A 26,303-nucleotide genomic window follows, 5' to 3' on the forward strand; every position below is an offset into this window, starting at 1 on the left:
TTTGCCCGACCTGCGACAGACACCGGTGAACAAGTGAACGAAGAGATCACGGGCGAGGCCGACGCGGCAGACCTCCCCGTCCACGTCGTCCTCGGCGGCAGGTACGAGCTGGTCGACGTGCTCGGTACCGGCGCCACGTTCACCGTCTACGAGGCACAGCGCCTCGCGCAGCCGGCCCCGGCGCAGGGCGACGGCGACGCCGCCGACGGTACGGAGGCGGACGAGGAGTCGGCCGCCACCACGGGCGAGACGGCGCCGGACGGCGAGGACGCGCAGGGCACGGCGACGGACGCGCAGGCGGACGGCGACACGAGCGGCACCGAGGCCGCCGCGGGCGACACGACGAGCGCCGACGAGGCAGCGGCCGACGATCCCGCCGACGCCGACGCGACGCAGGAGATGCCGTCCCCCGGCACGGACGAGGACGAGGCGGCGGCGCAGACGGACGCCGAGCCGGACCAGCCGCTCGTCGTCAAGGTCCTGCACCCGCACCTCGTCGACGACGAGAACGCGCGCACCTCGCTGCGCCGCGAGCTCGAGGCCTCGTCCCGCGTGGACCACCCGGGCGTCGTCAAGGTGCTCGACTCGGGCGAGGAGGACGTCGCGGGTGCGAACGTCCCGTGGACGGTCATGAACCGCATGCCCGGCATCTCCCTCTCGGACCTCGCGGGCGACACCGGCCTGCCCTGGCGTGACGCGCTGGAGATCATCGGCGGCCTGCTCGAGGCGCTCGCCGCCGTGCACGAGGCGGGCCTGGTGCACCGGGACGTCGCGCCGCGCAACGTCATGGTGGAGAAGCGTCCCGACGGCACGTACGGCGTCGGCCTGATCGACCTCGGCCTGACGCGGCCCGCGGGGGAGAGCGACGGCGAGACCGTCGCGGGCTCCGTCATCGGCATGTCGCCCGAGCAGGCGCGCGGCAGGCCGCTCGACGCCCGCAGCGACATCTACGCCGTCGGCGCGCTCGCGTACTACGCGCTGACGGGGCACGCGCCCTACGAGCGTGCCCAGCCCGAGGACGTCCTGCGGGCGCACATCAACGCGCCCGTGCCCGCGGCGTCGGCGCGGCGTGCCGCGGTGCCCGCCTCCGTCGACCGTCTCGTCTCGCGCGCGATGGCGAAGGACCCGAACCGGCGGTTCCCGACGGCGGACTCCATGCGGGAGACCGTGACGGTCCTGCTCGGCGGCCCGGCGGGGCGCTTCGGCACCAGCGGCGAGACCATGCAGCTGGGCGTCGGCGCCGGGGGTACCGAGGTCATCGACCCGCTCGGGGGCGTGGCCGGCTCGGGCACGATGAAGCTCGGCCAGGTGCCCGAGGGGTCGGACCGGACGACCCTGATCGGCGCCGTCGGCGCCGGTGCCGCGGCGGGCGCCGCCGCAGGAGCGGTCGGGGCGGCCCCCACGGCCGTCGCCGGACCGCCCCCGGTCGCGCCGCCCCCCGTGGCCCCGGAGGAGCCGAAGACCTTCTGGCAGAAGATGACCACGGGCCGCGGCCGCGTGGTCACGATCCTCGTCTTCGCGATCCTCGTGCTCGGCGGCGCGGGCCTGGTCATCGCGTCGATGTTCGACGACGGCGGCACGCCGGCGGTGACGCCGAGCGCGACGCCGAGCGTGACCCCGTCGCGCACGCCGTCCCCGACCCCGACGCCGACTCCCACGCAGACGGAGGAGTACGTGCCGCCGCCGCCGGTCTACACGCCGACGCCGACACCGACCCCCACGCCCACGCCCACGCCGAGCCCCACGCCGACGCCGTCGAACCAGCCCACCGGTGAACCGTCCAACGAGCCGACCGAACCGGTCGAGCCGACGGGCGAGCCGACCGGCGGCGAGACCGAGGAGCCGACGAACGAGCCGAGCGCGCCGACCCAGCCCTCGACGGATCCGACCGGCGAGGGGCAGGCCGAGGGCGGCACCGACGGGGGCACGTCGGGAACCACCGGGCGGTAGCCGCAGCGCTCCGCCGACGTGGTCAGCCGATCCAGCCGCGCTCGCGGGCGACCGTGACCGCCGCCGTCCGGTCGGCCACACCCAGCTTGGCGAAAGCCCTGATCAGGTGGGTCTTGACCGTGGCTTCGGTGATGGACAGCTCGCGCCCGATCTGGGCGTTGGACCGCCCCAGCGCCACGAGCGCGAGCACCTCGGCCTCGCGGGCCGAGGGCCGCTCCGCCGTCGTCCGGACGGAGCTCACCAGTCGCGTGGCCACGCTCGGGGCGAGCACCGTCTCGCCCCGGGCCGCCGCCCGGACGCCCGAGACCAGCTCGGCCCGCGGCGTGTCCTTGAGCAGGTACCCGGTCGCGCCCGCCTCGACGGCGCGCAGGATGTCGCCGTCCGTGTCATAGGTGGTCAGCACGACCACCCGCGGCCCGGTCCCGACGATCTGCGCCGTAGCGGCCACCCCGTCGAGCACGGGCATGCGCAGGTCCATGAGCACGACGTCGGGCCCCAGCGCGCGTGCCAGGGCCACGGCCTCCTGGCCGTCGCCCGCCTCGCCCACGACGTCGAGGTCGTCCTCGACGCTGAGCATGCCCGCCAGCCCCGACCGCACCACCGGATGGTCGTCCACCACCAGCACCCGGATCACTCGGCCACCTCCTGTCCACGCACCTCGTCCGCCGCGCCCTCCGGCGACGCCTCCACCGGCACCCGGGCGCACAGCGTCGTCCCGCCGCCCGGTCCTGGCCCGACGGCGAGCCTGCCACCCACGGAGCGCACCCTGTCGCGCATGCCCGACAGGCCGAACCCGTCCGGCACGCCCGGAGCGATGCCCTGCCCGTCGTCGGTCACCACGAGGACCACCTCGTCGCCGTCCCGCGACAGGCGCACCGTGACCGTCCGCGCCCTGGCGTGCCTGCGCACGTTCGCCAGCGCCTCCTGCGCCGCGCGCAGCAGCACCACCTCGATCGGGGCGGGCAGCGGCCCGACACCGTCGGCCCGGTAGTCCACGACCAGCTCGGCCTCGTGCGCGAACAGGTCCGCGAGGCGGCCCAGCGCCTGCGGCAGGGGAGCGTCCTGCAGCGCGACGGGCGTGAACGCCGCGACCAGCGCCCGCGCCTCCGCCAGGTTCGCCCGGGCCGTGTCCTCCATGACGTGCAGCCGGTCGCGGGCAGCCGCCTCGTCACCCACCTCCAGCGCCGCCGACGCCGCCTGCGCCTGCATCACGACGCTCGTGAACCCCTGCGCCAGCGTGTCGTGGATCTCCCGGGCCAGCCGCGCCCGCTCCGCCAGCACCCCCGACTCGTGGTTCGACCGCGCCAGCTCCGCCTGCGCGGCGCGCAGCTCGTCGAGCAGCCGCGAGTGCTCCTCCGCGCGCTGCATCGACACGTGGAACCACAGCCCCAGCCCGATCGCGAACACCAGCGTCACGAGCATCTCCGGCACGAGGTCGCGCAGCACCTCCGCCGTGAACCCCGCCCGCGCGCCGATCCCCACGGTCACGGCCGCCGCCAGCACCAGGCAGCCCACCACGCCCCGCCGGATCGTCTCCAGCAGCATCCACACCTGCGCGAACGCGATGAACAGCAGTAGGGACGCCGGCCCCACCTGCGCCACCGTCACGGCCGTCCCCGCCACCAGGACCACGAGGTAGGCGAGCGCCCGCCCCTGCTCCCGCGTCAGCGCCGCCCGCGCGCCCCACACCACGTACGCGAGCACGATCGCCGCCATCGCGACGACCGTGACCAGCAGCGGGGTGCCACGCGTCCCGTCCTGCACCACGGCCACGAGCGTCAGCGCGACGATCACGCCGAACGCGGCGTGCCACCACCGCACCTGCTGCCCCCAGCCGGAGTACAGGCGGTCGACCGCGCTCTCCGGCGGGCCGTCCTCCGGCGCCGGCTCAGCCGTCATCGTGCCGCCGCCACCGGAACGTCCTTGTGCCCACCACGAGCGCGACGATCAGCCATACCGCCAGTACAGCAGCCGTCGTCCCCGCCTGCCAGGCACCGGACGGCTCCGCGACGGCGAACGCGTCCGGCAGGAACACCGACCGCATCCCCTGCGCGATCCACTTGAGGGGGAACAGCGACGACAGGTCGATCATCCAGTCGGGGAGCTGGCTGACGGAGAAGAACACGCCCGACGTGAACTGCAGCACCAGCAGCGGTGTCACCACGACGGCGCTCGCCGACCGGCCCGACCGCGGGACCGACGAGTAGGCGACCCCGCACACCGCGCCCGTCGCGGTGCCCAGCACGAACACCCACGCGAACGTCGCCCACCGGGCCGGGTCGTCGGGCAGGGGGACGTCGAAGAGCAGCGCGGCGACGGCGAGCAGGAGCGCCGTCTGCACGAGGACCGTGGTCAGGGACAGGACGACCTTGCCGAGGAAGTACGACGCCGGCGGGAGCGGCGTCGCGCGCAGGCGCTTGAGGCTGCCGTCGTCACGCTCGACGGCGATCGAGATCGCGAGCGTCTGGTACGTCGAGAGCATGATGCCGGTCGCGACCATGCCCGGCAGGAAGTACTGCGCGAAGCTCACGCTCGTGCCGTCCACGGCGATCGGGTCGTCGTCGCCGAACACGGTGGCGAAGATCGCGAGCATGACGATCGGGTAGGCGAAGCCGAAGATGATCGAGTCGCGCTCGCGCACGTACTCGCGCAGCTCCACACCGCCGCGCACCAGGCCGAGCCAGAGGGTTCCGGGCAGGCGCCGTGCGGGCGTGCGCCCGCGGGCCGCGGCAGCGGTCCCCGTCGCCGGGCTGTTCGTCGCCGTGCTCATCACGCCGCCTCCGTCCCCGCCGGCGCGCCGCCCGCGGTGTCGTCGTCCTGGTCCGTGCGAGGCCCCGTGCCGTCGTCCTCCGACTCCCCGATGAGCGACAGGTAGACGTCCTCGAGCGTCGGCCGGGTCACGGTCAGACCGGGCACCTCGCCGTCCGGTCCCGCCGCCGCGATCAGGCGGGCGACGAGCGCGGTCGGCCGGTCGGTGCGCTCGCTGCGGCGCACGCCGTCCTGCTCCCAGGTCACCACCGGCGTCCGTGCCTCCGGGCCGCCGAGCGTCCCGGGCGTGCCCTCGGCGACCACGACGCCGTCGCGCACCACGACCACACGGTCCGCGAGCTGCGCCGCCTCGTCGAGGTAGTGGGTGGTCAGCAGGATGGTCGTGCCGTCGTCCCGCAGGCTCGTCACCAGGTCCCAGAAGGACCGCCGGGCCTGCGGGTCGAACCCGGTGGTGGGCTCGTCGAGGAACAGGAGCTCCGGCCTGCCCACGATCCCCAGCGCGACGTCGAGCCGACGTCGCTGCCCACCCGAGAGCCCCCGCGTCCTGGCCCGGGCCTTCTGCTCGAGGCCGACGGCCGCGACGACCTCCTCGGCGTCCCGCGGGTCGGGGTAGGCGGCGGCGGTGGCACGCACCTTCTCCAGCACCGTGAGCTCGCTCATGTCCCGCGAGTCCTGCATGACGACGCCGATGCGCGCCCGCCAGCCGCGGCCCGCCCGCCGCGGGTCCTCGCCGAGCACGGCGACCTCGCCGCCGTCCCGGTCGCGGAAGCCCTCGAGGATCTCCACGGTGGTGGTCTTGCCCGCGCCGTTCGGCCCCAGGACCGCGACGATCTCCCCGTGCGCGACGTCGAGGTCGAGGCCGGCGACGGCGTCCTTGTACCCGGTCCGCGGCGCGCCGTAGCGCTTGCGGAGACCGCGCACCCGGACGGCGGCGGTCTCCGAGGGCTGTCCGCTGCTTCGCCCGCTGCCCTGCCTGCTGTCCCGCCTGCTGTTCTGCATACCGTGAGCATCGCCTGCGCGCGCGGCCCGGCGGGACGCCCGTTCGGTCGCACCCGGTGTCGTCCGTTCGGTGGACAGCTGCCCGGCGCGGGCGCGGACGTGCGCGTGGCGCGTGCACCGTGACGAGTTCGACCTACGGGCGTGGGTACCGTACAGTTATCCCTCGGTGATCGATGCCCACCTGTTGTGGCGCGCCGTAGGGGCGCGCGACGGCGCCGCATCGAGCACAAAGGGTAGTGGCGCAATTGGTAGCGCAGCGGTCTCCAAAACCGCAGGTTGCAGGTTCGAGTCCTGTCTACCCTGCCAGCGTGAACCCCAGCGGGGCCGCGCGCAGCGGGCCCACGTGAGTGGACCCTGAAAGCCAGTCCGCGCCGCCCGGGCGCGCCGGGCCACAGGAGTGGGGTAGCAGTGAGCGACACCGAGGTGATCCAGAGCGCCGCGGAGCGTCCGAGCAAGGGCGGCGGCAACATCTTCGCCCGCATCGCACTGTTCGTGCGCCAGGTCGTGGGCGAGCTCAAGAAGGTCGTCGCGCCCACGCGCTCCGAGCTCATGACCTACACGACCGTGGTCCTGGTCTTCCTGATCGTGGTCATGATCTTCGTGGTCGCCCTGGACTACGCCTTCGGCATGCTGGCGGGCTGGGTCTTCGGCTGACGAGGCCTCACCACGGCGGTCGCAGCGGCGGCCGTCCCGGCCCCGGGGCACCGACCCCGAACCCGCCGGGGTGCGTCGAGCCCGGCCATGGGGCACGCTGCGCAGTATCTCGCTGTGATCGTTCTCGCCTGTCGCCGATTGTTCCTCCGCGGAGGTTTCGCGCGACAATGAGCGGATACAGCTCGTAGAGGTACGCACACCCGTGCCGGGCGCAGCCCCGGCGCACGAAGAGAAAGCAGGTTCGTTCGTGTCCCAGGACTCTCTGGACCAGACGGAGAACGTCTCGACGCCCGAGGGCGACGAGGCGGCCGTCGACGCGCCCCTGGACGCCGAGAACGCTGACGTGCCTGCGGACGCCGAGACTCCCGCCGAGCCCGCCGAGGAGCGTCCTTCCGACGCCGACGGCGACGTCATCGTGGACGAGGTCGAGGAGTTCAAGCGCACGCTCCGCAGCCAGCCGGGCGACTGGTACGTCATCCACTCGTACGCCGGCTACGAGAAGCGTGTGAAGACCAATCTCGAGAACCGCATCCAGAGCCTGAACATGGAGGACTACATCTTCCAGGTCGAGGTTCCGATGGAAGAGGTCACCGAGATCAAGAACGCGCAGAAGAAGATCGTGAACCGGGTCCGCATCCCCGGTTACGTCCTCGTGCGCATGGACCTGACCGACGAGTCGTGGGGCGCCGTCCGGCACACGCCGGGCGTCACCGGCTTCGTCGGGCACACGCACCAGCCGGTGCCGCTGAGCTTCGACGAGATCTACTCGATGCTCGCGCCGTCGATGCTGCCGCAGCAGGCGCAGGGCGGTCAGCCGGCCGCGGGCGCCGCGGCGGCCGCGACGCCGGGCAAGGCGCCGGTCCACGTGGACTTCGAGGTCGGCGAGTCGGTCACCGTCACGGACGGTCCGTTCGACACGCTGCCCGCCTCGATCTCCGAGATCAACGTCGAGGCCCAGAAGCTCAAGGTCCTCGTGTCCATCTTCGGCCGGGAGACCCCGGTCGAGCTGGGGTTCAACCAGGTCGCCAAGATCTGAGCCCGTACCCCCGCAGTGCAACCGGGTCATCGCCCACGGCGTCGGCCCACCCGACCAGAAGGTAGACAAGCATGCCCCCGAAGAAGAAGGTCGCCGGCCTCATCAAGCTCCAGATCCAGGCCGGTGCGGCGACGCCGGCCCCGCCGATCGGCCCCGCGCTGGGTCAGCACGGCGTGAACATCATGGAGTTCTGCAAGGCGTACAACGCGGCGACCGAGTCGCAGCGCGGCAACGTCGTGCCGGTCGAGATCACGGTGTACGAGGACCGCTCGTTCACCTTCATCACGAAGACCCCGCCGGCCGCCGAGCTCATCAAGAAGGCCGCCGGTGTGGCCAAGGGCTCCGCGACCCCGCACACCGTCAAGGTCGCCTCGATCACGAAGGACCAGGTCCGCGAGATCGCCACGACCAAGATGCCCGACCTCAACGCGAACGACATCGAGGCGGCCTCGCTGATCATCGCGGGCACCGCCCGCTCGATGGGCATCACCGTCTCGGAGTGATCTCCCGGGGCTCACGTCCCGGACCGAACCACCACAGTGGCAGGGCCGCACGGCCCGCTACGACCACAAGGAGAGAAACATGGCAAAGCGCAGCAAGGCGTATCTCGCCGCCGCGGAGAAGATCGACAGCACCACGCTGTACTCGCCGCTCGAGGCCATCCGCCTCGCCAAGGAGACCGCCACGGTCAAGTACGACGCCACCGTCGAGGTCGCGTTCCGCCTGAGCGTGGACCCGCGCAAGGCGGACCAGATGGTCCGCGGCACGGTCAACCTGCCGAACGGCACGGGCAAGACCGCCAAGGTCATCGTGTTCGCCAACGCCGCCAAGGCGGAGGAGGCCCGCGCGGCCGGTGCCGACGAGGTCGGTGGCGACGAGCTGATCGAGAAGGTCGCCGGCGGCTACACGGACTTCGACGCGGCCGTCGCCACGCCGGACCTCATGGGCAAGGTCGGTCGCCTCGGTAAGGTGCTGGGCCCCCGCGGCCTCATGCCGAACCCGAAGACCGGCACCGTGACCATGGACGTCACCAAGGCCGTGTCCGACATCAAGGGCGGCAAGATCGAGTTCCGCGTCGACAAGCACGCGAACCTGCACTTCATCATCGGCAAGTCCTCCTTCTCGGAGGCCCAGCTGCTGGAGAACTACGCGGCCGCGCTCGAAGAGGTCCTGCGCCTCAAGCCGTCGTCGGCGAAGGGTCGCTACATCAGCAAGGCGACCATGACCACGACGATGGGCCCCGGCATCCCGCTGGACCAGAGCAAGACCACCAAGATCGTGGAGGAGCTCTCGGCCTGAGCCGAGCCCACCAGGACCTGAGAAGGCCCGCACCCCCTCGGGGGTGCGGGCCTTCTTGATTGGTTCTCAGTTCGATGTATCTAGCGGGGCCCTCGTCCCTCTTGTCTGATGTGCGGCGTCCTGCCCACGTCATCGGTCGAGGGAAGGAGGAGTGCCCGGTGGGCACTGTCTTTGACCTCCCCGGACCCACTGCGTCGGTCGTAGACTCGGCTGGTCCACGTACTCCACGTCCGCTACCGGATGTGGAAACATCCGCCAGCAGAGAATCCCGTGGTGCAATGACAGGATCAAGGGAGGCCCTGCCCGACGTCGACGGGTCCGGTCTCACGCTCGGCGATCGTGCTGCGATCGCGCTGACCGAGTACCGCAACGGCAACCACCAGGCACTCGGTGAGCTGGTCCGTGAGGCGACGCCGCTGCTGTGGCACACGGTGCGTGCCCAGGGGGTCGAGCACGACGCCGCCGAGGACGTCGTCCAGAGCACCTGGGTGGCGCTCGTCCGGCACGCGGAGACCATCGCCGAACCGAAGGCCGTGCTCAAGTGGCTGCTGGTGACGGCGAAGCGGGCCGCGTGGGAGGCGGTGCGCAAGCACCGCGACGACGAGAAGCGCCGCACCGAGCTCCCGGACGACAGTCCTGAGCACCCGACGTCGCTCCCCGCGAAGGATCCGCTGCCCGACGCGCAGGTGCTGAGCGACGAGCGCGACCGCATCCTGTGGTCGTCGCTCCAGCAACTTCCCAGGCGCTGCCAAGAGCTGCTGCGCCTGGTGTCGCTCGCCGACCGGCCGGACTACCGGTACATCTCGGCGGCGATCGGCATGCCGATGGGTTCCATCGGCTCGACCCGTGGCCGCTGCTTGGCGAAGCTGCGCACCATCCTCGACGAGCAGGGGGACTTCTCGTGGACCTGACGCCGGAACGTAACGACGACGAGGCCGTGGGGCACCTCTCGTTCGATCCCAAGGGCGTGCTCGACGCCGGGGACGGCGCCGTGCTGACCCGCCTCGCACGCCTGGTGGAGTCGGCCGACCCCGTGCCGGACGACCTCGTCGAGCGCTCGCTCTTCGCGATCACGCTGGCCGGCCTGGAGGCCGAGATGATGGAGGCGGTCTACCTCGACACGCCGCTGGCCGGTGTCCGGGGGGCCGCCGCCGCACGTGCCGACGACACCGCGCCCACCGAGGCGAAGACCATCACCTTCACGCACGACTCGCTGACCGTGATGATCAGCCTGTCGCCCGCACCGGGCGGCAAGGTCCGGATCGACGGCTGGGCGGCACCCGCCGCGGGCCTGTCGGTCGAGCTGCACCGTCCGGGCGCCGACGTCGTGACGGTCGCCTCGGACGAGGACGGGCGCTTCGCCTTCGAAGCGGTCGACCGCGGGCGGGCGAGCCTGGTGGTCCGCCGGACCGACGGCGGTGCCGGGGCGGTGAGCACGCCGGTCATCGAGCTCTGAGCACGGAGCCGGACAACAGTCAGTAGCACGTCAGGCCCAGCCACACGGGGTGGTGGGGTCCAGCAGGTATGCCCATCGATGGAGAGGTGTAGTTGTGAGTGAGTCGACGCCAGAGCGCGAGCTGCGGGTACGGGACCATGCGGGAGGGTGGAGGCCGGTTCGGCGCCTGGATCCGACGGATGCACACTGTCGCCGTGACGTGCGGCTCGCGCCGACCAGGTACGTAGCCGACCGGTTGATCGTTCGAGGCTCTGCCGATGCGGACGATGGTCTCCTGAGGTTGCTGCGTGACCGTGCGGCGGCTCGTGGACTCTCGCTCGAGATCGAGGAGCTGCAGTCGGCGTCCATGCGGGCGGATGCTGCGCGTCCGGGCATGGCCGTGCACGTGTCTACCGAACGGGACGACGACGCGGACGTCTGGGACCTGTTCGACGACGTAGCAGCGCAAGCGGGTAGCGATCAGCGGAGGATCGGCCTCGACCATGTGCTGCAAGGGCACAGGGCGAAGCCAGGTGTAGGCGTTCCAGGCGACCGTGAGCCGTCCCTCCACGTCGGACCCGTCCCGAAGAGGTCCCTTGCCTCGGGCCCGACCCCGTGGCTCTCGGCTGACGGCGTCTCCCGGCCTGTGGTCGCAGTGGTGGACACAGGGATTGGTGAGCACCCGTGGTTCGATGGCGCACAGGTCGTGATCCGTGATGCACAGGTCGACGGGCGCCCGATCGGCACGTTTACGGAGAGCGAGCCGGCAGCGGCCCGCCAGCCGATGACGGAGCTTGCCCCGTATCTCGGCCACGGGACCTTCATTGCCGGGATAGTCCACCAGGTGTGCCCGGATGCGGCGATTCTGCCGGTGCGCGTCATGTATACCGATGGCGAGGTCCGCGAGTGGGACCTTGTTCGTTCGCTCGAGCGACTTCTGGAGTACCACCTGCGTGGCGTTGCAGGGACTGACGGCTACGCACCTGTCGACGTCGTGGTGCTTGCCATGGGATTCCAGCCTGAGACGTTCGATGACGACGACTACGAGGGGCTCCTTCGCGGTGTGCTCCGTGATCTGCGTCGTGCCGGGGTGCTTGTGGTTGCCTCAGCTGGTAACGACGGCCGGGAGCAGCCGGTGTTCCCTGCGGCGTGGGCGCCACGCGTTCGTCGGGTCGATGGGCGCGCCGAACCGCTCGATCCGCGTGACCTTCGCGCGAACTACACGCCGTTGCTGGTCGTCACTGCATCCAACCCCAATGGGACGCTCGCTGACTTCGCGAACGACGGACCGTGGGTGACGACCGTCCGTCCAGGCACTAACGTGCACAGCACGATGCCGGTGACCGCGGACGGAGCGCTCGAGCCACGACTGATCGGTGAGAACGGCCGTGAGTCGGTGGATCCTGACGACTTCACGGGTGGGTTCGCCACGTGGAGCGGTACGTCGTTTGCGTCGCCGGTCCTGGCCGGGGAGCTGGCCCAGCGTCTTCTCGACGGTCGAGTGGCAGGGCGCTCTGCCGGCCGGGTTGCCGCCGCATGGGAGGCAGCGCACGAGGCGACGGGACTGCCGATCCCGTACTGATGATGACGAGGTGACTGTGGGGGCGACCACTCGCCAGGGACTGTGGGACGGGTTGTTCGAGCGGCTGGAAGTCGCGCGGAACCTGCATGCCAGGGCGAAGTGGTCGTCTGCCGAAGCGGACTTTCGCGGGCTGCTCGCCGACCTGGAGACAGAGGACGCGGACGAGTTGGGCCCGGAGGAGCGACAGCAATGGACCGAGCTGGTCGTCCGGAGCTATCTGGGATTGTCCAACCCCGTCTACGCGCTCTACGGATCCCTGGACCGGGCGCTCGCACTCTGCGACCAGGCCGCCGAGATCGAGCGAGCGTCTCCCGATCCCCGCATGGCAAGCCTGGTGCACGTGCAGCGGGGGGTTCTCCACTCGCGCGCCGGACAACCACTCCGGGCGTTGGGTGACCTGACACGAGCCCTGCGTGAGCCTGGTCTTGTGGACCATCGTGACCTCGCGACCACGTTCTTGAATCGCGGAGCCGTGCACTCGGAGCTCGGCGACTTCTCTCAGGCGCTGCGGGACTATGAAGCCGCGCTCAACCACGCCGAGGCGCTAGGGCACGCGCAGTTCGTCGCATTCTCACTGCACAACGTCGGCTACGCGCTGTACACGCTAGGCGACCTGCCGGTGGCGCTTGACTCCATGGAACGGGCGGTCGCAGCGGACCCGAACTGGGACGACGGCATCCCGGAGCTCGGCAGAGCCGAGGTCTTGTTCGAAAGCGGCCTGCTCGCAGACGCAGAACGGCTCCTTGACGATGCCGCTTCTCGGTTGTCCCATGCGGCGCTCAGGCTGGAGCACGCCGAAGCGGAGTGGTTCCGCGCGCGTGCTCTGCTCGGACTCCATCGGTTCGACGAGGCACGCGCGCAGGCCGCACGAGCGAGGCGTCGGTTCGAACGCGCCGGTCAACGATCGATGGCCGCGCTCGCCGGTGTACTGGAGCTCGAGGCCCAGCTCATCGAGGCGTCGCGGGCACCCACGAGACCGGACCGCGCCACGACCCGTCGACGTGCTCGCCAAGCACTGGCCGTGGCGGCCATCGGTGACGAGGCAGGGCCGACCCTGGGTTATCACCCCGGGCACTCCGCCCGGTTCGTGGCAGCGCGTTGGTTCGTGCTCGGGAGCGAGCTCGACGCGGCACGCGATGTTCTTTCCACACTGCCCCGCGTCCTGCCACGGGCACCCCTGACCGTCCGGATCCAGCACTACACCGCACAGGCCGAGCTGGCCTTCGCTTCCGGCAACCGCGCCCGAGGTGTCCGAGCCGTCCGAGCGGGCCTTTCCCTCCTGGCCGACCACCGCAGCAGGCTCGGCGCCGTCGAGTCGGTCACGGCCGCAGCCGCGCACGGGGTCGACCTCACCCGTCTCGACGTCGAGGCCGCCGCCCGCACCGGTCGGCCGAGCGCGCTGTTCGATGCCGTCGAGCGAGGTCGAGCGACCTTCGCGGGCACCGGCAGGGTCACACCGCCTGAGGACCCCGAGGCTGCCGCCCTGCTCACCGAGGCGCGCGGTCTCCTGGCCAAGGCGCGGGAGCTCGGTCCCGCAGAGGCCCGCGAGCGTGAGCGCCTGACGCGTCGTGCCGGCCGTATCCAGGACGAGGTGCGTGAGCGGTCCTGGCGGCACGCGGGCAACGCAGGCGCTGTGCAGCGCCCGGTCACCACGCAGGAGCTGCGCTCGGTTCTCGCCCGGCACGCCGGTACGTCACCGGTCGTGGCGAACTACCTGGTGATCGACGACGTCGTGCGCTGCGTCCGCGTCGACGCACGCGGCGTGGCCGCATACGACATGGGCCCAGCGGCGGACGTCACGGAGAGCGTCCGACGCCTGGCAGCTGACTTCGGTATGGCGGCCAACGAGCTCATCCCGGCACCTCTCCGTGCGGCGGCGCAGGCCTCGGCCGAACGCAACCTCAAGAGGCTGGACGATCTCCTTCTCGCCCCCCTGCGCGCCGACGGCGACCTCTACGTCGTCGGCCGCGAGCCGCTCCTGAGTGTGCCGTGGTCCGCGCTCCCGTCCCGCAGCGGCCTGCGCACCGCGGTGAACTCGTACGTCGCACGCGGCCGCACCGACGCCCGCCCGTCGGGCAAGCGCCGTCTGCTCGCCGCCGCGGGGCCGGGCGTGCCGCACGGCGCCGCCGAGGCGCGGGCGGTGGGGGAGCAGTGGGCCGGTGCCACCGTGCTAACCGGCGACGACGCCGTCACCGAGCGGGTGCGCACCGCCCTGGCAACCCACGACGTCGTGCACCTGGCCACCCACGGGCAGCACGACGCCGACAACCCGCTCTTCGCGAGCATCGACCTCGCCGACGGGCCGCTGTTCGCCCACGAGCTCGACGGCACACCGCTGCCGGGGTCGGTCGTCATCCTCTCCTCCTGCGAGGTCGGCGGTTCCACGCAGGTGCTCGGTGGCGAGCTGCTCGGCCTCACGTCGGTTCTCCTGCGGCTCGGCGCCCGCGCCGTCATCGCGTCCGTCGCCAAACTTTCCGACGAGCTCGCCGCCCGCGTCATGCCGCGCCTGCACGCACACCTGCGCGAGACCGACGACCCGGAGGCGGCGCTGGCGGCGGCGCTCGCGGACGTCGCACAGCCTGTGCCGCTGGTCTGCTTCAGCTCGGTCGAAGGGCTCAGCGCCGACTGATCCGTCTGCATGTACACCGCTGACCTGCGCGGTTGCCCTCACCGGTGACACGCTGCCCCGTGCCCCGCTATCGTTCCCGCCCGATACCCCGAGGGGGCACCAGGAGACAGGGGACGTGGCATGTGGCCGGAACTGGAGGACGAGCTGTCGGCCGCCCGGGAGCTCACCTCCCGGTCACGCCCCGGCGACGCTCTTCCCCGGTTCCGCGCCGTGCTCGACCGCCTGAGCACCGTCGACCTCGCCGACCTCGATCCCCCCGACCGGGAACGCTGGTCCGAGGGCATGGTCCGCGGCCTGGTGGGGGAGGCCGTCGCCGTCCACGCCATCGAGGACACCCTCGACAAGCCGCTCGCCCTCCTCGAGGACGGCGACGCCCGTGCCGGCTCCGCCCCGCCGCAGGCACGCCAGGTGTTCGCCGCCGTCGTCGACGGCGCGCGCGGGCTGCTGCTCCAGCGCGCCGGACGTCTGCACGAGGCCACCGCGGCCTTCGACCGCGTGCTCGCCCTCGCGGACCGGCTCCCCGTCCGCGACCGGGCGACGGCCCTGCTCAACCGTGGTGCCGCGGCGATCGAGGTCGGCCGGCTCGACCGGGCGCTCGCCGACTTCGACGCCTGCCACGAGCTGGCCATGGGCGCCGACCTCGCGAGCACCGCCTCGCTCGCCCTGCACAACACGGGCTTCGTCCGGTACGCGCTCGGTGACCTCCCCGGCGCGCTCCGGGCCATGGCCGCCGCCCGCGCCGTCGACCCCGAGCGGTCCGACGGCGTGCTCGACATCGGCCGTGGTGCCGTGCTCTACGAGGCGGGCCTGCTGGAGGACGCCGAGCAGGTGCTCACGCAGGCGATCTCCCGCATGGTCGTGCCGGGCCGCGCCCACCACCGTGCGGAGGCCGAGTACTTCCGGGCCCGCTGCCTCCTGGCCTTGCACCGGTGGGAGGAGGCACGCGCGAGCGCCGCGTTCGCGCGGCGGTACTACGTGGGCGTCGGGCACCCGCAGCGGGCCGCCATCGCCCGGGTGACCGAGCTCGAGGCGATCCTCCTGCCCGTCCGCCGCGGCGAGGCGCCCGTGCCCGCCGACGCGCGCCGGCGCGCCGAGCAGGCGGTCGAGGCGGCGGAGGCGGGGGACGAGGTCGACCCGCTGCTCGGTCAGCGCCCCGGGCTGACCGGCCGGTTCGTCGCCGCGCAGTGGTACCTCCTCGCGGACGACGTCGCGGCCGCCCGCGCCGTGCTCGACGACCTCCCCGCCAGGATCGACGAGGCCCCGCTGTCCACCCGCATCCAGCGGCAGACCGTCCTCGCCCAGATCGCGTTCGCCTCGGGCGACCGCGCGGCCGGCGTCGACGCGGTGACCGCCGGCCTGGGCCTGCTCGCCGACCACCGCATGGGCCTCGGATCGCTCGAGTCGGTGACGGCGGCCGCCGTGCACGGCGTCGACCTGCAGTGGACCGACGTCCGCGCCGCGCTCGCCACCGGTCGACCCGACGAGATCTTCGAGGCTGTCGAGCGTGGCCGTGCCACGTTCGCGGGCATGGGCGGCACCGCGGCCCCCGACGAACCCGCCGTCGGCGCGCTCGTCACCGAGGCGCGCGGGCTCGTCGCCCGCGCCCGCGGACTCGGCGCCAAGGAGGCGGTGGCCGAGCGCGCCCAGCTGTTCGAGCGGTCGCGCCGGCTCCTCGCCGTCGCCCGCGAACGCGCCTGGCACCGCACCGGCGCCGAGGAGGGCGTCGTCAAGCAGCGCGCCGCACGAGCCGAGGAGGTCCGTGCGCTTCTCGCCGCCCGCGGCGACGGCGCCGTGCTGGCCGACTTCCTCGTCGTCGACGGCGTGCTGCGCTGCGTCCGGATCGACGCGCACGGCGCACGGCTGCTCGAGCTCGGCCCGCTGTCCGACGTCACCGAACGCATCGCCCGCACCCGCGCCGACCTCGGCGTGTGCGTCAACGACCTGGTGCCGCCCGCCCTGCGTGCCGCCGCCCGCCGCTCCCTCGACCGCAACCTCGCCGCGCTCGACGCCCTGCTCGCCACACCGCTCGAGGCCGCCGCCTCCCTGTACGTCGCGGGCCGCGACCCCGTCATCGGGGTGCCCTGGACCGCCCTCCCGTCCCGCCGCGGCCTGCGCACCACCCTGCGCACCTACGTCGCCCACGGGCGGACGCCGGCCCGCCCCGGCGCGCGCCACCGTCTGCTCGCCGCGCACGGCCCCGGTGTGACCCTCGGCGCGAGCGAGGTCCTCGCCGTCGGGCGCACCTGGCCCGGCGCGACCGTCCTCACCGGCGCCACCGCGACCGCGGACGCCGTCCGCACCGCGCTCGCCACCCACGACGTCGTCCACCTCGCGACGCACGGCAGGCACGACGCCGACAACCCGCTCTTCGCGAGCATCGACCTCGCCGACGGCCCGCTGTTCGCCCACGAGCTCGACAGCACGCGCGTGCCCGGCTCGGTCGTCATCCTGTCCGCGTGCGAGGTCGGCGGTTCCTCGCAGGTCGTGGGCGGCGAGGTGCTCGGCCTGACGTCCGTCCTCCTGCGGCTCGGCGCCCGCGCCGTCGTCGCCGCCGTCGCCCCGCTCTCCGACGCCGCGGCCGCGCGCGTCATGCCGCGCTTCCACGAACACCTGCGCCGCACCGACGACCCGGAGGCCGCGCTGGCGGCCGCGCTCGCGGACGAGCCGGAGCCCGCGCCGCTGGTGTGCTTCGGGTCGCTGGAGGGTCTGGAGCGCTGACCGAGCCTCCGTGTGGCGCAGGCAACCGCCGCCGATGTCACGACCACGCCCGGCATCGTGTAATCTTCTCGGGTAACCCAAGACCGCCGGTCGTCCGACGCTGCCCACGCTCCCCGGAGCAGAGGGCGGAAGAAGACCGAAGTTCCGCGAACCGCGGAGGCCTGCGCAGGTGAACGAACTCGAATGTGGCCCTGCCGCGTGAATCCGAGCCCCGTGCGCCTGCGCCGGGGCTCTTCTCGTGTTCCGGGGCCTGCCCGGGGCCTCGCGCCCCCGGGGACGGTGGTACCACCACCGGAAGGATTGCCATGGCGAGGCCGGACAAGGCAGCCGCCGTCGCAGAGCTCGCGGACAAGTTCCGTGGCTCGAACGCGGCCGTGCTGACCGAGTACCGCGGGCTCACCGTCGCGCAGCTCAAGGAGCTGCGTCGGTCGCTCAGCGGCAACGCATCCTACGCCGTGGTGAAGAACACGCTGACGGGGATCGCGGCCAAGGAGGCCGGTGTCGAGGGTCTCGACGCCGACCTGAAGGGCCCGTCCGCCATCGCATTCGTGACCGGTGACCCGGTCGAGGCTGCGAAGGGTCTGCGTGACTTCGCCAAGGCGAACCCTGCTCTGGTCATCAAGGGCGGCGTGCTCGACGGCCGCCCGATGTCGAGCGCAGAGATCACGAAGCTCGCGGACCTCGAGTCCCGCGAGGTTCTGCTGGCCAAGGTGGCCGGCGGCCTGAAGGCGACGCTGACGCGTGCTGCGTACGCCTTCACCGCCAAGCCCGCCCAGGTCGCCCGTGCCATCGATGCCCTGCGTCAGAAGCAGGAATCGGAGGGTGCTGCCGCCTGACCAGGTGGCAGTGCCAGATCACAACCCCCTGCTTCTCGCGGGTCCGCACCGGCCCGCGAAGCGCCAACTGAAAGGAACGCCATCATGGCGAAGCTCAGCACCGACGAGCTCCTGTCCGCCTTCGAGGAGCTCACCCTCATCGAGCTCTCCGACTTCGTGAAGGCCTTCGAGGAGAAGTTCGACGTCACCGCCGCCGCCCCGGCCGCCGTGGCCGTCGCCGCCCCCGCCGGTGGCGACGCGGGCGCCGCTGCCGCCGAGGAGAAGACGGAGTTCGACGTCATCCTCGAGGCCGCCGGCGACAAGAAGATCGCGGTCATCAAGGAGGTGCGCGGCCTGACGTCCCTCGGTCTGAAGGAGGCCAAGGACCTGGTCGACGGTGCCCCCAAGCCCGTCCTGGAGGGCGTCGACAAGGACGCTGCCGACAAGGCCAAGGCTGCCCTCGAGGGCGCCGGCGCCACGGTCACCCTCAAGTGATCTGACGGCGGAGCCGCCTCCGGGCGGCGTCGCCGGAACACGGAGGCCCGCATCCCGTCCAGGGGTGCGGGCCTCTGTCGTACGACCGCGCCGTGGGGTACGATCATGCAGGTGGCCAGGGCGTCCAGCCATCGCTCCGCAACGGTGCGGATGCGCAACGGTTCGAGGAATACCACAGCCTCGGCGTGCGGTTCCTGAGGGCACTGGACATACTTACGGCAGATAGGTATGCTAGCGCTTTGCGCCCGCGTGTGCCCTCGACGCCTCCCACCGCTTCCCGAAAGTCCTGGTCCCGCCCCTCATCCGGGGGCGCCCTCCGGAGACCGGTGAAGCCGGCAGAGTCCTGCAGCACCGCAGAGCGTACAGCGTTCACCCGAACTGCAGGGAAGGACCCCTCTTGGCTGCCTCGCGCACCCCTTCAGCTCCGTCCGCCGAAGCCATTGCGAACCGTACCGCTTCCCGTCGCGTTTCCTTCGCAAAGATCTATGAGCCGCTCGAGGTCCCGGACCTGCTCGGTCTTCAGACCGAGAGCTTCGACTGGCTCCTTGGTAACCCAGCCTGGCAGGCCAGGGTAGAGGCTGCCAAGGCCGCCGGTCGTCACGACGTCCCCGAGACCTCCGGTCTCGAGGAGATCTTCGAGGAGATCTCCCCGATCGAGGACTTCGGCTCCTCGATGTCGCTGTCCTTCTCGAACCACCGCTTCGAGCCGCCGAAGTACACGGCGGACGAGTGCAAGGAGAAGGACTTCACCTACGCGGCCCCGCTGTTCGTCACCGCGGAGTTCGTCAACTACACCACCGGTGAGATCAAGAGCCAGACGGTCTTCATGGGCGACTTCCCGCTCATGACGGAGCGTGGCACCTTCATCATCAACGGCACCGAGCGCGTCGTCGTCTCGCAGCTGGTGCGTTCGCCGGGCGTGTACTTCGAGCGCACCCCGGACAAGACCAGCGACAAGGACGTCTTCTCCGCGAAGATCATCCCGTCGCGTGGTGCGTGGCTCGAGTTCGAGATCGACAAGCGCGACGCCGTCGGCGTGCGCGTCGACCGCAAGCGCAAGCAGTCCGTCACGGTGCTGCTCAAGGCGCTCGGCATGACCGAGGCGCAGATCCGCGAGGAGTTCGCCGAGTTCCCGTCGGTGCTCGACACGCTCGAGAAGGACCACGTCCACACCGAGGACGAGGCCCTCGTCGACCTGTACCGCAAGATCCGCCCGGGCGAGCCGCCGACGGTCGAGGCCGGTCGCGCGCTGCTGGAGAACTTCTACTTCAACCCGAAGCGTTACGACCTGGCGAAGGTCGGCCGCTACAAGGCGAACAAGAAGCTGGGCGTCGACGCGGAGCTGGCCGAGTCCACGCTGTCGCTGACCGACGTGGTCGCCACGATCAAGTACCTGGCCGCGCTGCACGCGGACAAGACCACGATGGACGGCGTCCGCAACGGCCAGCCGGTCGAGGTGCGGGTCGAGGTCGACGACATCGACCACTTCGGCAACCGCCGCATCCGCGCCGTCGGCGAGCTCATCCAGAACCAGGTGCGCACGGGCCTGTCCCGTATGGAGCGCGTGGTTCGCGAGCGCATGACGACGCAGGACGTCGAGGCCATCACGCCGCAGACGCTGATCAACATCCGCCCGGTCGTCGCGTCGATCCGTGAGTTCTTCGGCACCTCGCAGCTGTCGCAGTTCATGGACCAGAACAACCCGCTGGCCGGTCTGACGCACAAGCGTCGTTTGAACGCGCTGGGCCCGGGTGGTCTGTCCCGTGACCGCGCCGGCATGGAGGTCCGTGACGTCCACCCGTCGCACTACGGCCGCATGTGCCCGATCGAGACCCCTGAGGGTCCGAACATCGGTCTGATCGGTTCGCTCGCGTCGTTCGGTCGCATCAACCCGTTCGGCTTCATCGAGACGCCGTACCGCAAGGTCGTCAACGGCAAGGTCACCGACACGATCGAGTACCTGACCGCCGACGACGAGGACCGCTACGTCATCGCGCAGGCGAACACGCCGCTGGCGGAGGACGGCTCGTTCGTCCTCGACCGCGTCCTCGTGCGCACCAAGGGTGGCGAGACCAACGACCTCCCGGGCACCGAGGTCGACTACATGGACATCTCGCCGCGCCAGATGGTGTCGGTCGCGACCGCCCTCATCCCGTTCCTCGAGCACGACGACGCCAACCGCGCCCTCATGGGTGCGAACATGCAGCGCCAGGCCGTGCCGCTGGTCCGCTCCGAGGCGCCCGTCGTGGGCACCGGCATGGAGCGCCGTGCGGCGGTCGACGCGGGCGACGTCATCGTGGCGACCAAGCCCGGTGTGGTCACCGAGGTCTCGGCCGACCTGATCCTCGTGGCGAACGACGACGGCACGACGGGCTCCTACCGCGTGCACAAGTTCGTCCGCTCGAACCAGGGCACGAGCTACAACCAGCGCGTGCTGGTCGACGAGGGCTCGCGGGTCGAGGCCGGCTCCGTGCTGGCCGACGGCCCGGCGACGGACGAGGGTGAGCTCGCGCTCGGCCGCAACCTGCTGGTCGCGTTCATGTCGTGGGAGGGCCACAACTACGAGGACGCGATCATCCTGTCGCAGCGCCTCGTGGAGGACGACGTCCTCTCCTCGATCCACATCGAGGAGCACGAGGTCGACGCCCGCGACACGAAGCTCGGCCCGGAGGAGATCACGCGGGACATCCCGAACGTCTCCGAGGAGGTCCTCGCGGACCTCGACGAGCGCGGCGTGATCCGCATCGGTGCCGAGGTCGGCGCGGGCGACATCCTGGTCGGCAAGGTCACCCCGAAGGGTGAGACCGAGCTGACCCCGGAGGAGCGCCTGCTCCGTGCGATCTTCGGCGAGAAGGCGCGCGAGGTGCGCGACACCTCGCTCAAGGTCCCCCACGGCGAGCAGGGCACCGTCATCGCGGTGCGCGAGTTCAACCGGGAGGACGGCGACGAGCTGCCCGCCGGCGTGAACCAGCTGGTGCGCGTCTACATCGCGCAGCGCCGCAAGATCACCGTCGGTGACAAGCTGGCCGGCCGCCACGGCAACAAGGGCGTCATCTCGAAGATCCTGCCCCAGGAGGACATGCCGTTCCTCGAGGACGGGACCCCGGTCGACGTCATCCTCAACCCGCTGGGTGTGCCGGGCCGCATGAACGTGGGTCAGGTGCTGGAGACCCACCTCGGGTGGATCGCCAAGCAGGGCTGGGACGTCGAGCTCGCCGAGGACAAGGGCGGCGAGTGGGTCAAGAGCCTGCCCGAGGTCGCGCACAAGAGCGAGCCGGGTCGCCCCGTCGCCACGCCGGTGTTCGACGGTCTGGAGGAGGAGGCGCTGCGCGGTCTGTTCGGCGCCACCCTGCCGAACCGTGACGGCCAGCGCATGGTCAACAAGGACGGCAAGGCCCGCCTGTTCGACGGTCGCTCCGGCGAGCCGTTCCCCGAGGCCGTGTCGACCGGCTACATGTACATCCTGAAGCTGCACCACCTGGTCGACGACAAGATCCACGCCCGCTCGACCGGCCCGTACTCGATGATCACGCAGCAGCCGCTGGGTGGTAAGGCGCAGTTCGGTGGTCAGCGCTTCGGTGAGATGGAGGTGTGGGCGCTCGAGGCGTACGGCGCCGCGTACACGCTCCAGGAGCTGCTCACCATCAAGTCCGACGACGTCCCGGGCCGCGTGAAGGTCTACGAGGCGATCGTCAAGGGCGAGAACATCCCCGACTCGGGCATCCCGGAGTCCTTCAAGGTCCTCCTCAAGGAGATGCAGTCGCTGTGCCTGAACGTCGAGGTGCTCTCGAGCGACGGTGTCTCCATCGAGATGAAGGAGTCGGACGACGAGGTGTACCGCGCCGCTGAGGAGCTCGGCATCGACCTCTCGCGGCGGCCGAACGCCGCCTCCAGCGTCGACGAGATCTGACACCGGTCCGCGCCCGGGGGCACCGGGCGCGGACCTGGACACCAGGCGCAGTCCTGGACACCAAGGATTTTCGAGAACTTCAGGAAGTAGGACATCTTGCTCGACGTCAACGTCTTCGACGAGCTGCGCATCGGCCTGGCCACGGCCGAGGACATCCGTGCCTGGTCGCACGGTGAGGTGAAGAAGCCCGAGACCATCAACTACCGCACCCTCAAGCCGGAGAAGGACGGGCTCTTCTGCGAGAAGATCTTCGGCCCCACCCGCGACTGGGAGTGCTACTGCGGCAAGTACAAGCGCGTGCGCTTCAAGGGCATCATCTGCGAGCGCTGCGGTGTCGAGGTCACGCGCTCCAAGGTGCGCCGTGAGCGCATGGGCCACATCGAGCTGGCCGCCCCCGTCACGCACATCTGGTTCTTCAAGGGTGTGCCGTCGCGTCTGGGCTACCTGCTCGACCTGGCGCCGAAGGACCTGGAGAAGGTCATCTACTTCGCGGCCTACATGATCACCTCGGTCGACGAGGAGGCCCGCCAGGAGGACCTGCCGAACCTGCAGAACGAGATCGATCTCGAGAAGAAGGAGATCGCGGACCGCAGGGACAACGACATCAACGCCCGCGCCCAGAAGCTCGAGGCCGACCTGGCCGAGCTCGAGGCCGAGGGTGCCAAGGCCGACGCGCGCCGCAAGGTGCGCGACTCCGCCGAGCGCGAGATGGCTCAGATCCGCAAGCGCGCGGACCAGGAGCTGGACCGCCTCGAGCAGGTGTGGGACCGGTTCAAGAACCTCAAGGTCGCCGACCTCGAGGGCGACGAGATGCTGTACAGGCAGCTCCAGGACCGCTACGGCACCTACTTCGAGGGCGCCATGGGCGCCAACGCCATCCAGCAGCGTCTGCAGAGCTTCGACCTGGAGGCCGAGGCCGAGTCGCTGCGCGAGACGATCCGGACGGGCAAGGGCCAGCGCAAGACCCGCGCCCTCAAGCGCCTCAAGGTCGTCAACGCGTTCCTCACGACGACGAACTCGCCGACCGCCATGGTGCTCGACGCCGTGCCGGTCATCCCGCCGGACCTGCGCCCGATGGTGCAGCTCGACGGTGGCCGGTTCGCGACGTCGGACCTGAACGACCTGTACCGCCGCGTGATCAACCGCAACAACCGCCTCAAGCGGCTGCTGGACCTGGGCGCGCCGGAGATCATCGTCAACAACGAGAAGCGGATGCTCCAGGAGGCCGTGGACTCGCTGTTCGACAACGGCCGTCGTGGCCGGCCGGTCACGGGCCCGGGCAACCGTCCGCTGAAGTCGATCTCCGACATGCTCAAGGGCAAGCAGGGCCGGTTCCGCCAGAACCTGCTCGGCAAGCGCGTCGACTACTCGGGCCGTTCGGTCATCGTGGTCGGCCCGCAGCTCAAGCTGCACCAGTGCGGCCTGCCCAAGCAGATGGCGCTCGAGCTGTTCAAGCCCTTCGTCATGAAGCGGCTCGTGGAGCTCAACCACGCGCAGAACATCAAGAGCGCCAAGCGCATGGTCGAGCGCACCCGCCCCGTGGTGTGGGACGTGCTCGAAGAGGTCATCACCGAGCACCCGGTGCTGCTGAACCGTGCGCCGACGCTGCACCGCCTGGGTATCCAGGCGTTCGAGCCGCAGCTCGTCGAGGGCAAGGCCATCCACCTGCACCCGCTCGTGTGCGGCGCGTTCAACGCCGACTTCGACGGTGACCAGATGGCCGTGCACCTGCCGCTGAGCGCCGAGGCGCAGGCCGAGGCCCGCATCCTCATGCTCTCGAGCAACAACATCCTCAAGCCGTCGGACGGCCGTCCGGTGACCATGCCCTCGCAGGACATGATCATCGGTCTGCACCACCTCACGAGCGACCGTCCCGGCGCCGTGGGCGAGGGGCGTGCCTTCAGCTCGGTGGCCGAGGCCATCATGGCGTTCGACCGCGGCGAGCTGGACATCAACGCGAAGATCAAGCTGCTGATGGCCGACCTGGTCCCGCCGCTCAAGGGCTTCGAGGCCCCTGAGGGCTGGGAGCCCGGCCAGAGGCTGCTGTTCGAGACCACTCTCGGCCGGTACCTCTTCAACGAGGCGCTGCCCGTCGACTACCCGTACGAGAACGGCGTGGCCGACAAGAAGCGCCTGTCCGCGATCGTCAACGACCTCGCGGAGCGGTACCCGAAGGTCGAGGTGGCCGCTGCGCTGGACGCCCTGAAGGACGCCGGCTACAGGTGGGCGACCCGCTCGGGCGTCACGATCGCCATCTCGGACGTCGCCGCGCCGACGGTCAAGGGCGAGATCCTCGACGAGCACGAGGCTCGGGCCCTCAAGGTCCAGCAGCAGTTCGACAAGGGTCTGATCACCGACGACGAGCGCCGTCAGGAGCTCATCGAGATCTGGACGCAGGCGACCGACCGTGTCGCGTCGGCCATGCGCGAGAACCTCGAGAGCGACCAGCGCAACACCGTCATGCGCATGGTGGGTTCCGGCGCCCGCGGTAACTGGATGCAGGTCCGTCAGATCGCCGGTATGCGCGGTCTCGTGGCGAACCCGAAGGGCGAGATCATCCCGCGCCCGATCAAGTCCAACTACCGCGAGGGCCTGTCCGTCCTCGAGTACTTCATCGCGACGCACGGTGCCCGCAAGGGTCTGGCCGACACGGCCCTCCGTACGGCGGACTCGGGTTACCTGACCCGGCGTCTGGTGGACGTGTCGCAGGACGTCATCATCCGTGAGGACGACTGCGGCACGGAGCGTGGCCTCACGCTGCCCGTCGCGGAGAAGCTCCCCGACGGCTCGCTGGTCCCGCACGACCGGGTCGAGACGAGCGTCTACTCGCGTACCTTCGCGACGGACGTGGTGGACGCGGACGGCAACGTCATCGCCACCGCGGGCTCGGACGCCGGCGACGTGGTCATCAACCAGGTGATCGCCGCGGGCATCGAGAACGTCAAGGTCCGCTCGGTGCTGACCTGCGAGTCGCGCGTCGGTACCTGCGCCAAGTGCTACGGCCGCTCCCTGGCCACGGGCAAGCTCGTGGACATCGGCGAGGCCGTCGGCATCATCGCGGCCCAGTCCATCGGTGAGCCGGGTACCCAGCTCACGATGCGTACGTTCCACACCGGTGGTGTGGCGGCGGCCGAGGACATCACGCAGGGTCTGCCGCGTGTCACCGAGCTCTTCGAGGCCCGCACCCCGAAGGGTGAGGCGCCGATCGCGGAGTACACGGGCCGCGTGACGATCGAGGACACCGAGCGCACGCGTCACCTCGTGCTCACGCCGGACGACGGCGGCGAGGAGATCAAGTACCCGGTCACGAAGCGCGCGCGCCTCAAGATCGCGGACGGCGACCACGTCACCGTCGGTACCCAGCTCGTCCAGGGTGCCGTCGACCCGAAGAAGGTCCTGCGCATCCTCGGCCCGCGTGCCACGCAGACGCACCTGGTGGACCAGGTCCAGGAGACCTACCGCAGCCAGGGCGTGGACATCCACGACAAGCACATCGAGGTCATCGTGCGGCAGATGCTGCGGCGCGTGACCGTGCTCGACTCGGGTGACTCGCAGCTGCTGCCCGGTGAGCTCGCGGAGCGCATGCGCTTCGAGGACGCGAACCGCAAGGCCGTGGCGGAGGGTGGCCAGCCGGCCGCCGGCCGCCCGGAGCTGATGGGTATCACGAAGGCTTCGCTCGCGACCGACTCGTGGCTCTCGGCGGCCTCCTTCCAGGAGACCACCCGCGTGCTCACCGAGGCGTCGATGAGCGGTCGTCGCGACCCGCTGCTCGGCCTCAAGGAGAACGTCATCATCGGTAAGCTCATCCCGGCCGGTACGGGCCTGCCCCGCTACCGCAACGTCGAGGTCGAGCCGACCGAGCAGGCCAAGGCCGAGCTCTACCCGAGCTTCGGCTACGACGAGATCGACTTCCCGACGCTCGGTATGGGCTCGGGCGAGGCGATCCCGCTGGAGGACCTGGACCTCGGCGACTTCCGCTGATCCGGTCCGCTGACCGCGACTCCTGACGGAG

Annotated in this window: 18 protein-coding genes and 1 tRNA gene; 15 read left to right on the forward strand and 4 right to left on the reverse strand. The window is 71.0% G+C overall.

Annotated features, from left to right (window positions below):
- The first annotated feature begins 33 nt into the window (after positions 1–33).
- Complete coding sequence (locus tag HLB15_RS03150) at positions 34–1,950, forward strand: protein kinase domain-containing protein (protein ID WP_171103606.1); 1,917 nt, start codon at positions 34–36, stop codon at positions 1,948–1,950.
- 22 nt (positions 1,951–1,972) lie between these two features.
- On the opposite strand, the gene HLB15_RS03155 is transcribed toward HLB15_RS03150, so the two are convergent.
- From HLB15_RS03155 to HLB15_RS03170, 4 genes are read right to left on the reverse strand one after another with little or no spacing between them, the layout of a single operon-like run.
- Positions 1,973–2,584, reverse strand: a complete 612-nt coding sequence (locus tag HLB15_RS03155; protein WP_171103608.1) for a response regulator — start codon at positions 2,582–2,584, stop codon at positions 1,973–1,975.
- Positions 2,581–3,849 (reverse strand): sensor histidine kinase, encoded by a 1,269-nt coding sequence (locus HLB15_RS24435; RefSeq protein WP_171103609.1) that lies wholly within the window; start codon positions 3,847–3,849, stop codon positions 2,581–2,583. Before HLB15_RS24435 ends, HLB15_RS03155 begins: the two co-directional genes overlap by 4 nt.
- Entirely contained in the window at positions 3,839–4,720 is an 882-nt protein-coding gene (locus HLB15_RS03165) for an ABC transporter permease (RefSeq protein ID WP_171103611.1), read from the reverse strand. Before HLB15_RS03165 ends, HLB15_RS24435 begins: the two co-directional genes overlap by 11 nt.
- Positions 4,720–5,718: an ABC transporter ATP-binding protein gene (locus HLB15_RS03170; RefSeq protein ID WP_171103613.1), complete on the reverse strand. Its 999-nt coding sequence runs from the start codon at positions 5,716–5,718 to the stop codon at positions 4,720–4,722. The genes HLB15_RS03165 and HLB15_RS03170 overlap by 1 nt, the downstream gene beginning before the upstream one ends.
- 230 nt (positions 5,719–5,948) lie before the next feature.
- Between HLB15_RS03170 and HLB15_RS03175 the strand changes: the two genes are divergently transcribed.
- The 14 genes from HLB15_RS03175 (at position 5,949) to HLB15_RS03240 (ending at position 26,272) form a co-directional block, all read left to right on the forward strand.
- A tRNA-Trp gene (locus HLB15_RS03175) sits at positions 5,949–6,024 on the forward strand.
- A 102-nt stretch (positions 6,025–6,126) separates the two neighbouring features.
- A complete protein-coding gene (secE, locus tag HLB15_RS03180; RefSeq protein WP_171103615.1) occupies positions 6,127–6,372 on the forward strand; it encodes a preprotein translocase subunit SecE in 246 nt (81 codons plus the stop codon).
- 247 nt (positions 6,373–6,619) lie between these two features.
- Positions 6,620–7,408: a transcription termination/antitermination protein NusG gene (nusG, locus tag HLB15_RS03185; protein ID WP_171103617.1), complete on the forward strand. Its 789-nt coding sequence runs from the start codon at positions 6,620–6,622 to the stop codon at positions 7,406–7,408.
- 71 nt (positions 7,409–7,479) lie between these two features.
- Positions 7,480–7,911 (forward strand): 50S ribosomal protein L11, encoded by a 432-nt coding sequence (gene rplK, locus HLB15_RS03190; RefSeq protein ID WP_171103620.1) that lies wholly within the window; start codon positions 7,480–7,482, stop codon positions 7,909–7,911.
- A gap of 79 nt (positions 7,912–7,990) precedes the next feature.
- A complete protein-coding gene (gene rplA / locus HLB15_RS03195; protein ID WP_171103622.1) occupies positions 7,991–8,707 on the forward strand; it encodes a 50S ribosomal protein L1 in 717 nt (238 codons plus the stop codon).
- Between the two features lie 278 nt (positions 8,708–8,985).
- Positions 8,986–9,618, forward strand: coding sequence for an RNA polymerase sigma factor (locus HLB15_RS03200; protein ID WP_171103624.1), 633 nt, complete (start codon positions 8,986–8,988; stop codon positions 9,616–9,618).
- Entirely contained in the window at positions 9,609–10,163 is a 555-nt protein-coding gene (locus tag HLB15_RS03205) for a peptidase associated/transthyretin-like domain-containing protein (protein ID WP_171103626.1), read from the forward strand. The genes HLB15_RS03200 and HLB15_RS03205 overlap by 10 nt, the downstream gene beginning before the upstream one ends.
- A 94-nt stretch (positions 10,164–10,257) precedes the next feature.
- On the forward strand, positions 10,258–11,724 hold the full coding sequence (locus HLB15_RS03210; RefSeq protein WP_171103628.1) for a S8 family peptidase: 1,467 nt from the start codon (positions 10,258–10,260) through the stop codon (positions 11,722–11,724).
- Positions 11,725–11,734: 10 nt separating this feature from the next.
- Entirely contained in the window at positions 11,735–14,353 is a 2,619-nt protein-coding gene (locus HLB15_RS03215) for a CHAT domain-containing protein (RefSeq protein ID WP_229785725.1), read from the forward strand.
- 120 nt (positions 14,354–14,473) lie between these two features.
- Positions 14,474–17,071, forward strand: a complete 2,598-nt coding sequence (locus HLB15_RS03220; protein ID WP_171103630.1) for a CHAT domain-containing protein — start codon at positions 14,474–14,476, stop codon at positions 17,069–17,071.
- 305 nt (positions 17,072–17,376) lie between these two features.
- Positions 17,377–17,907 (forward strand): 50S ribosomal protein L10, encoded by a 531-nt coding sequence (gene rplJ / locus HLB15_RS03225; RefSeq protein WP_171103632.1) that lies wholly within the window; start codon positions 17,377–17,379, stop codon positions 17,905–17,907.
- 84 nt (positions 17,908–17,991) lie between these two features.
- Positions 17,992–18,381: a 50S ribosomal protein L7/L12 gene (gene rplL / locus HLB15_RS03230; protein WP_171103634.1), complete on the forward strand. Its 390-nt coding sequence runs from the start codon at positions 17,992–17,994 to the stop codon at positions 18,379–18,381.
- Between the two features lie 397 nt (positions 18,382–18,778).
- Positions 18,779–22,291, forward strand: coding sequence for a DNA-directed RNA polymerase subunit beta (gene rpoB / locus HLB15_RS03235; protein WP_171103636.1), 3,513 nt, complete (start codon positions 18,779–18,781; stop codon positions 22,289–22,291).
- A gap of 96 nt (positions 22,292–22,387) precedes the next feature.
- Positions 22,388–26,272 (forward strand): DNA-directed RNA polymerase subunit beta', encoded by a 3,885-nt coding sequence (locus tag HLB15_RS03240; protein WP_171103638.1) that lies wholly within the window; start codon positions 22,388–22,390, stop codon positions 26,270–26,272.
- Positions 26,273–26,303: the final 31 nt, after the last annotated feature.

It is taken from the genome of Promicromonospora citrea, from assembly GCF_013004695.1.
Taxonomy (GTDB): Bacteria; Actinomycetota; Actinomycetes; order Actinomycetales; family Cellulomonadaceae; genus Promicromonospora; species Promicromonospora citrea.

Bases quoted from the DNA above. Each gene is read 5' to 3' on its own strand.
- HLB15_RS24435 (WP_171103609.1), bottom strand. From the start codon at position 3,849: ATGACGGCTGAGCCGGCGCCGGAGGACGGCCCGCCGGAGAGCGCGGTC.
- HLB15_RS03165 (WP_171103611.1), bottom strand. From the start codon at position 4,720: ATGAGCACGGCGACGAACAGCCCGGCGACGGGGACCGCTGCCGCGGCC.
- HLB15_RS03170 (WP_171103613.1), bottom strand. From the start codon at position 5,718: ATGCAGAACAGCAGGCGGGACAGCAGGCAGGGCAGCGGGCGAAGCAGC.
- rplK (WP_171103620.1), top strand. From the start codon at position 7,480: ATGCCCCCGAAGAAGAAGGTCGCCGGCCTCATCAAGCTCCAGATCCAG.
- rplA (WP_171103622.1), top strand. From the start codon at position 7,991: ATGGCAAAGCGCAGCAAGGCGTATCTCGCCGCCGCGGAGAAGATCGAC.
- HLB15_RS03200 (WP_171103624.1), top strand. From the start codon at position 8,986: ATGACAGGATCAAGGGAGGCCCTGCCCGACGTCGACGGGTCCGGTCTC.
- HLB15_RS03220 (WP_171103630.1), top strand. From the start codon at position 14,474: ATGTGGCCGGAACTGGAGGACGAGCTGTCGGCCGCCCGGGAGCTCACC.
- rplJ (WP_171103632.1), top strand. From the start codon at position 17,377: ATGGCGAGGCCGGACAAGGCAGCCGCCGTCGCAGAGCTCGCGGACAAG.
- rplL (WP_171103634.1), top strand. From the start codon at position 17,992: ATGGCGAAGCTCAGCACCGACGAGCTCCTGTCCGCCTTCGAGGAGCTC.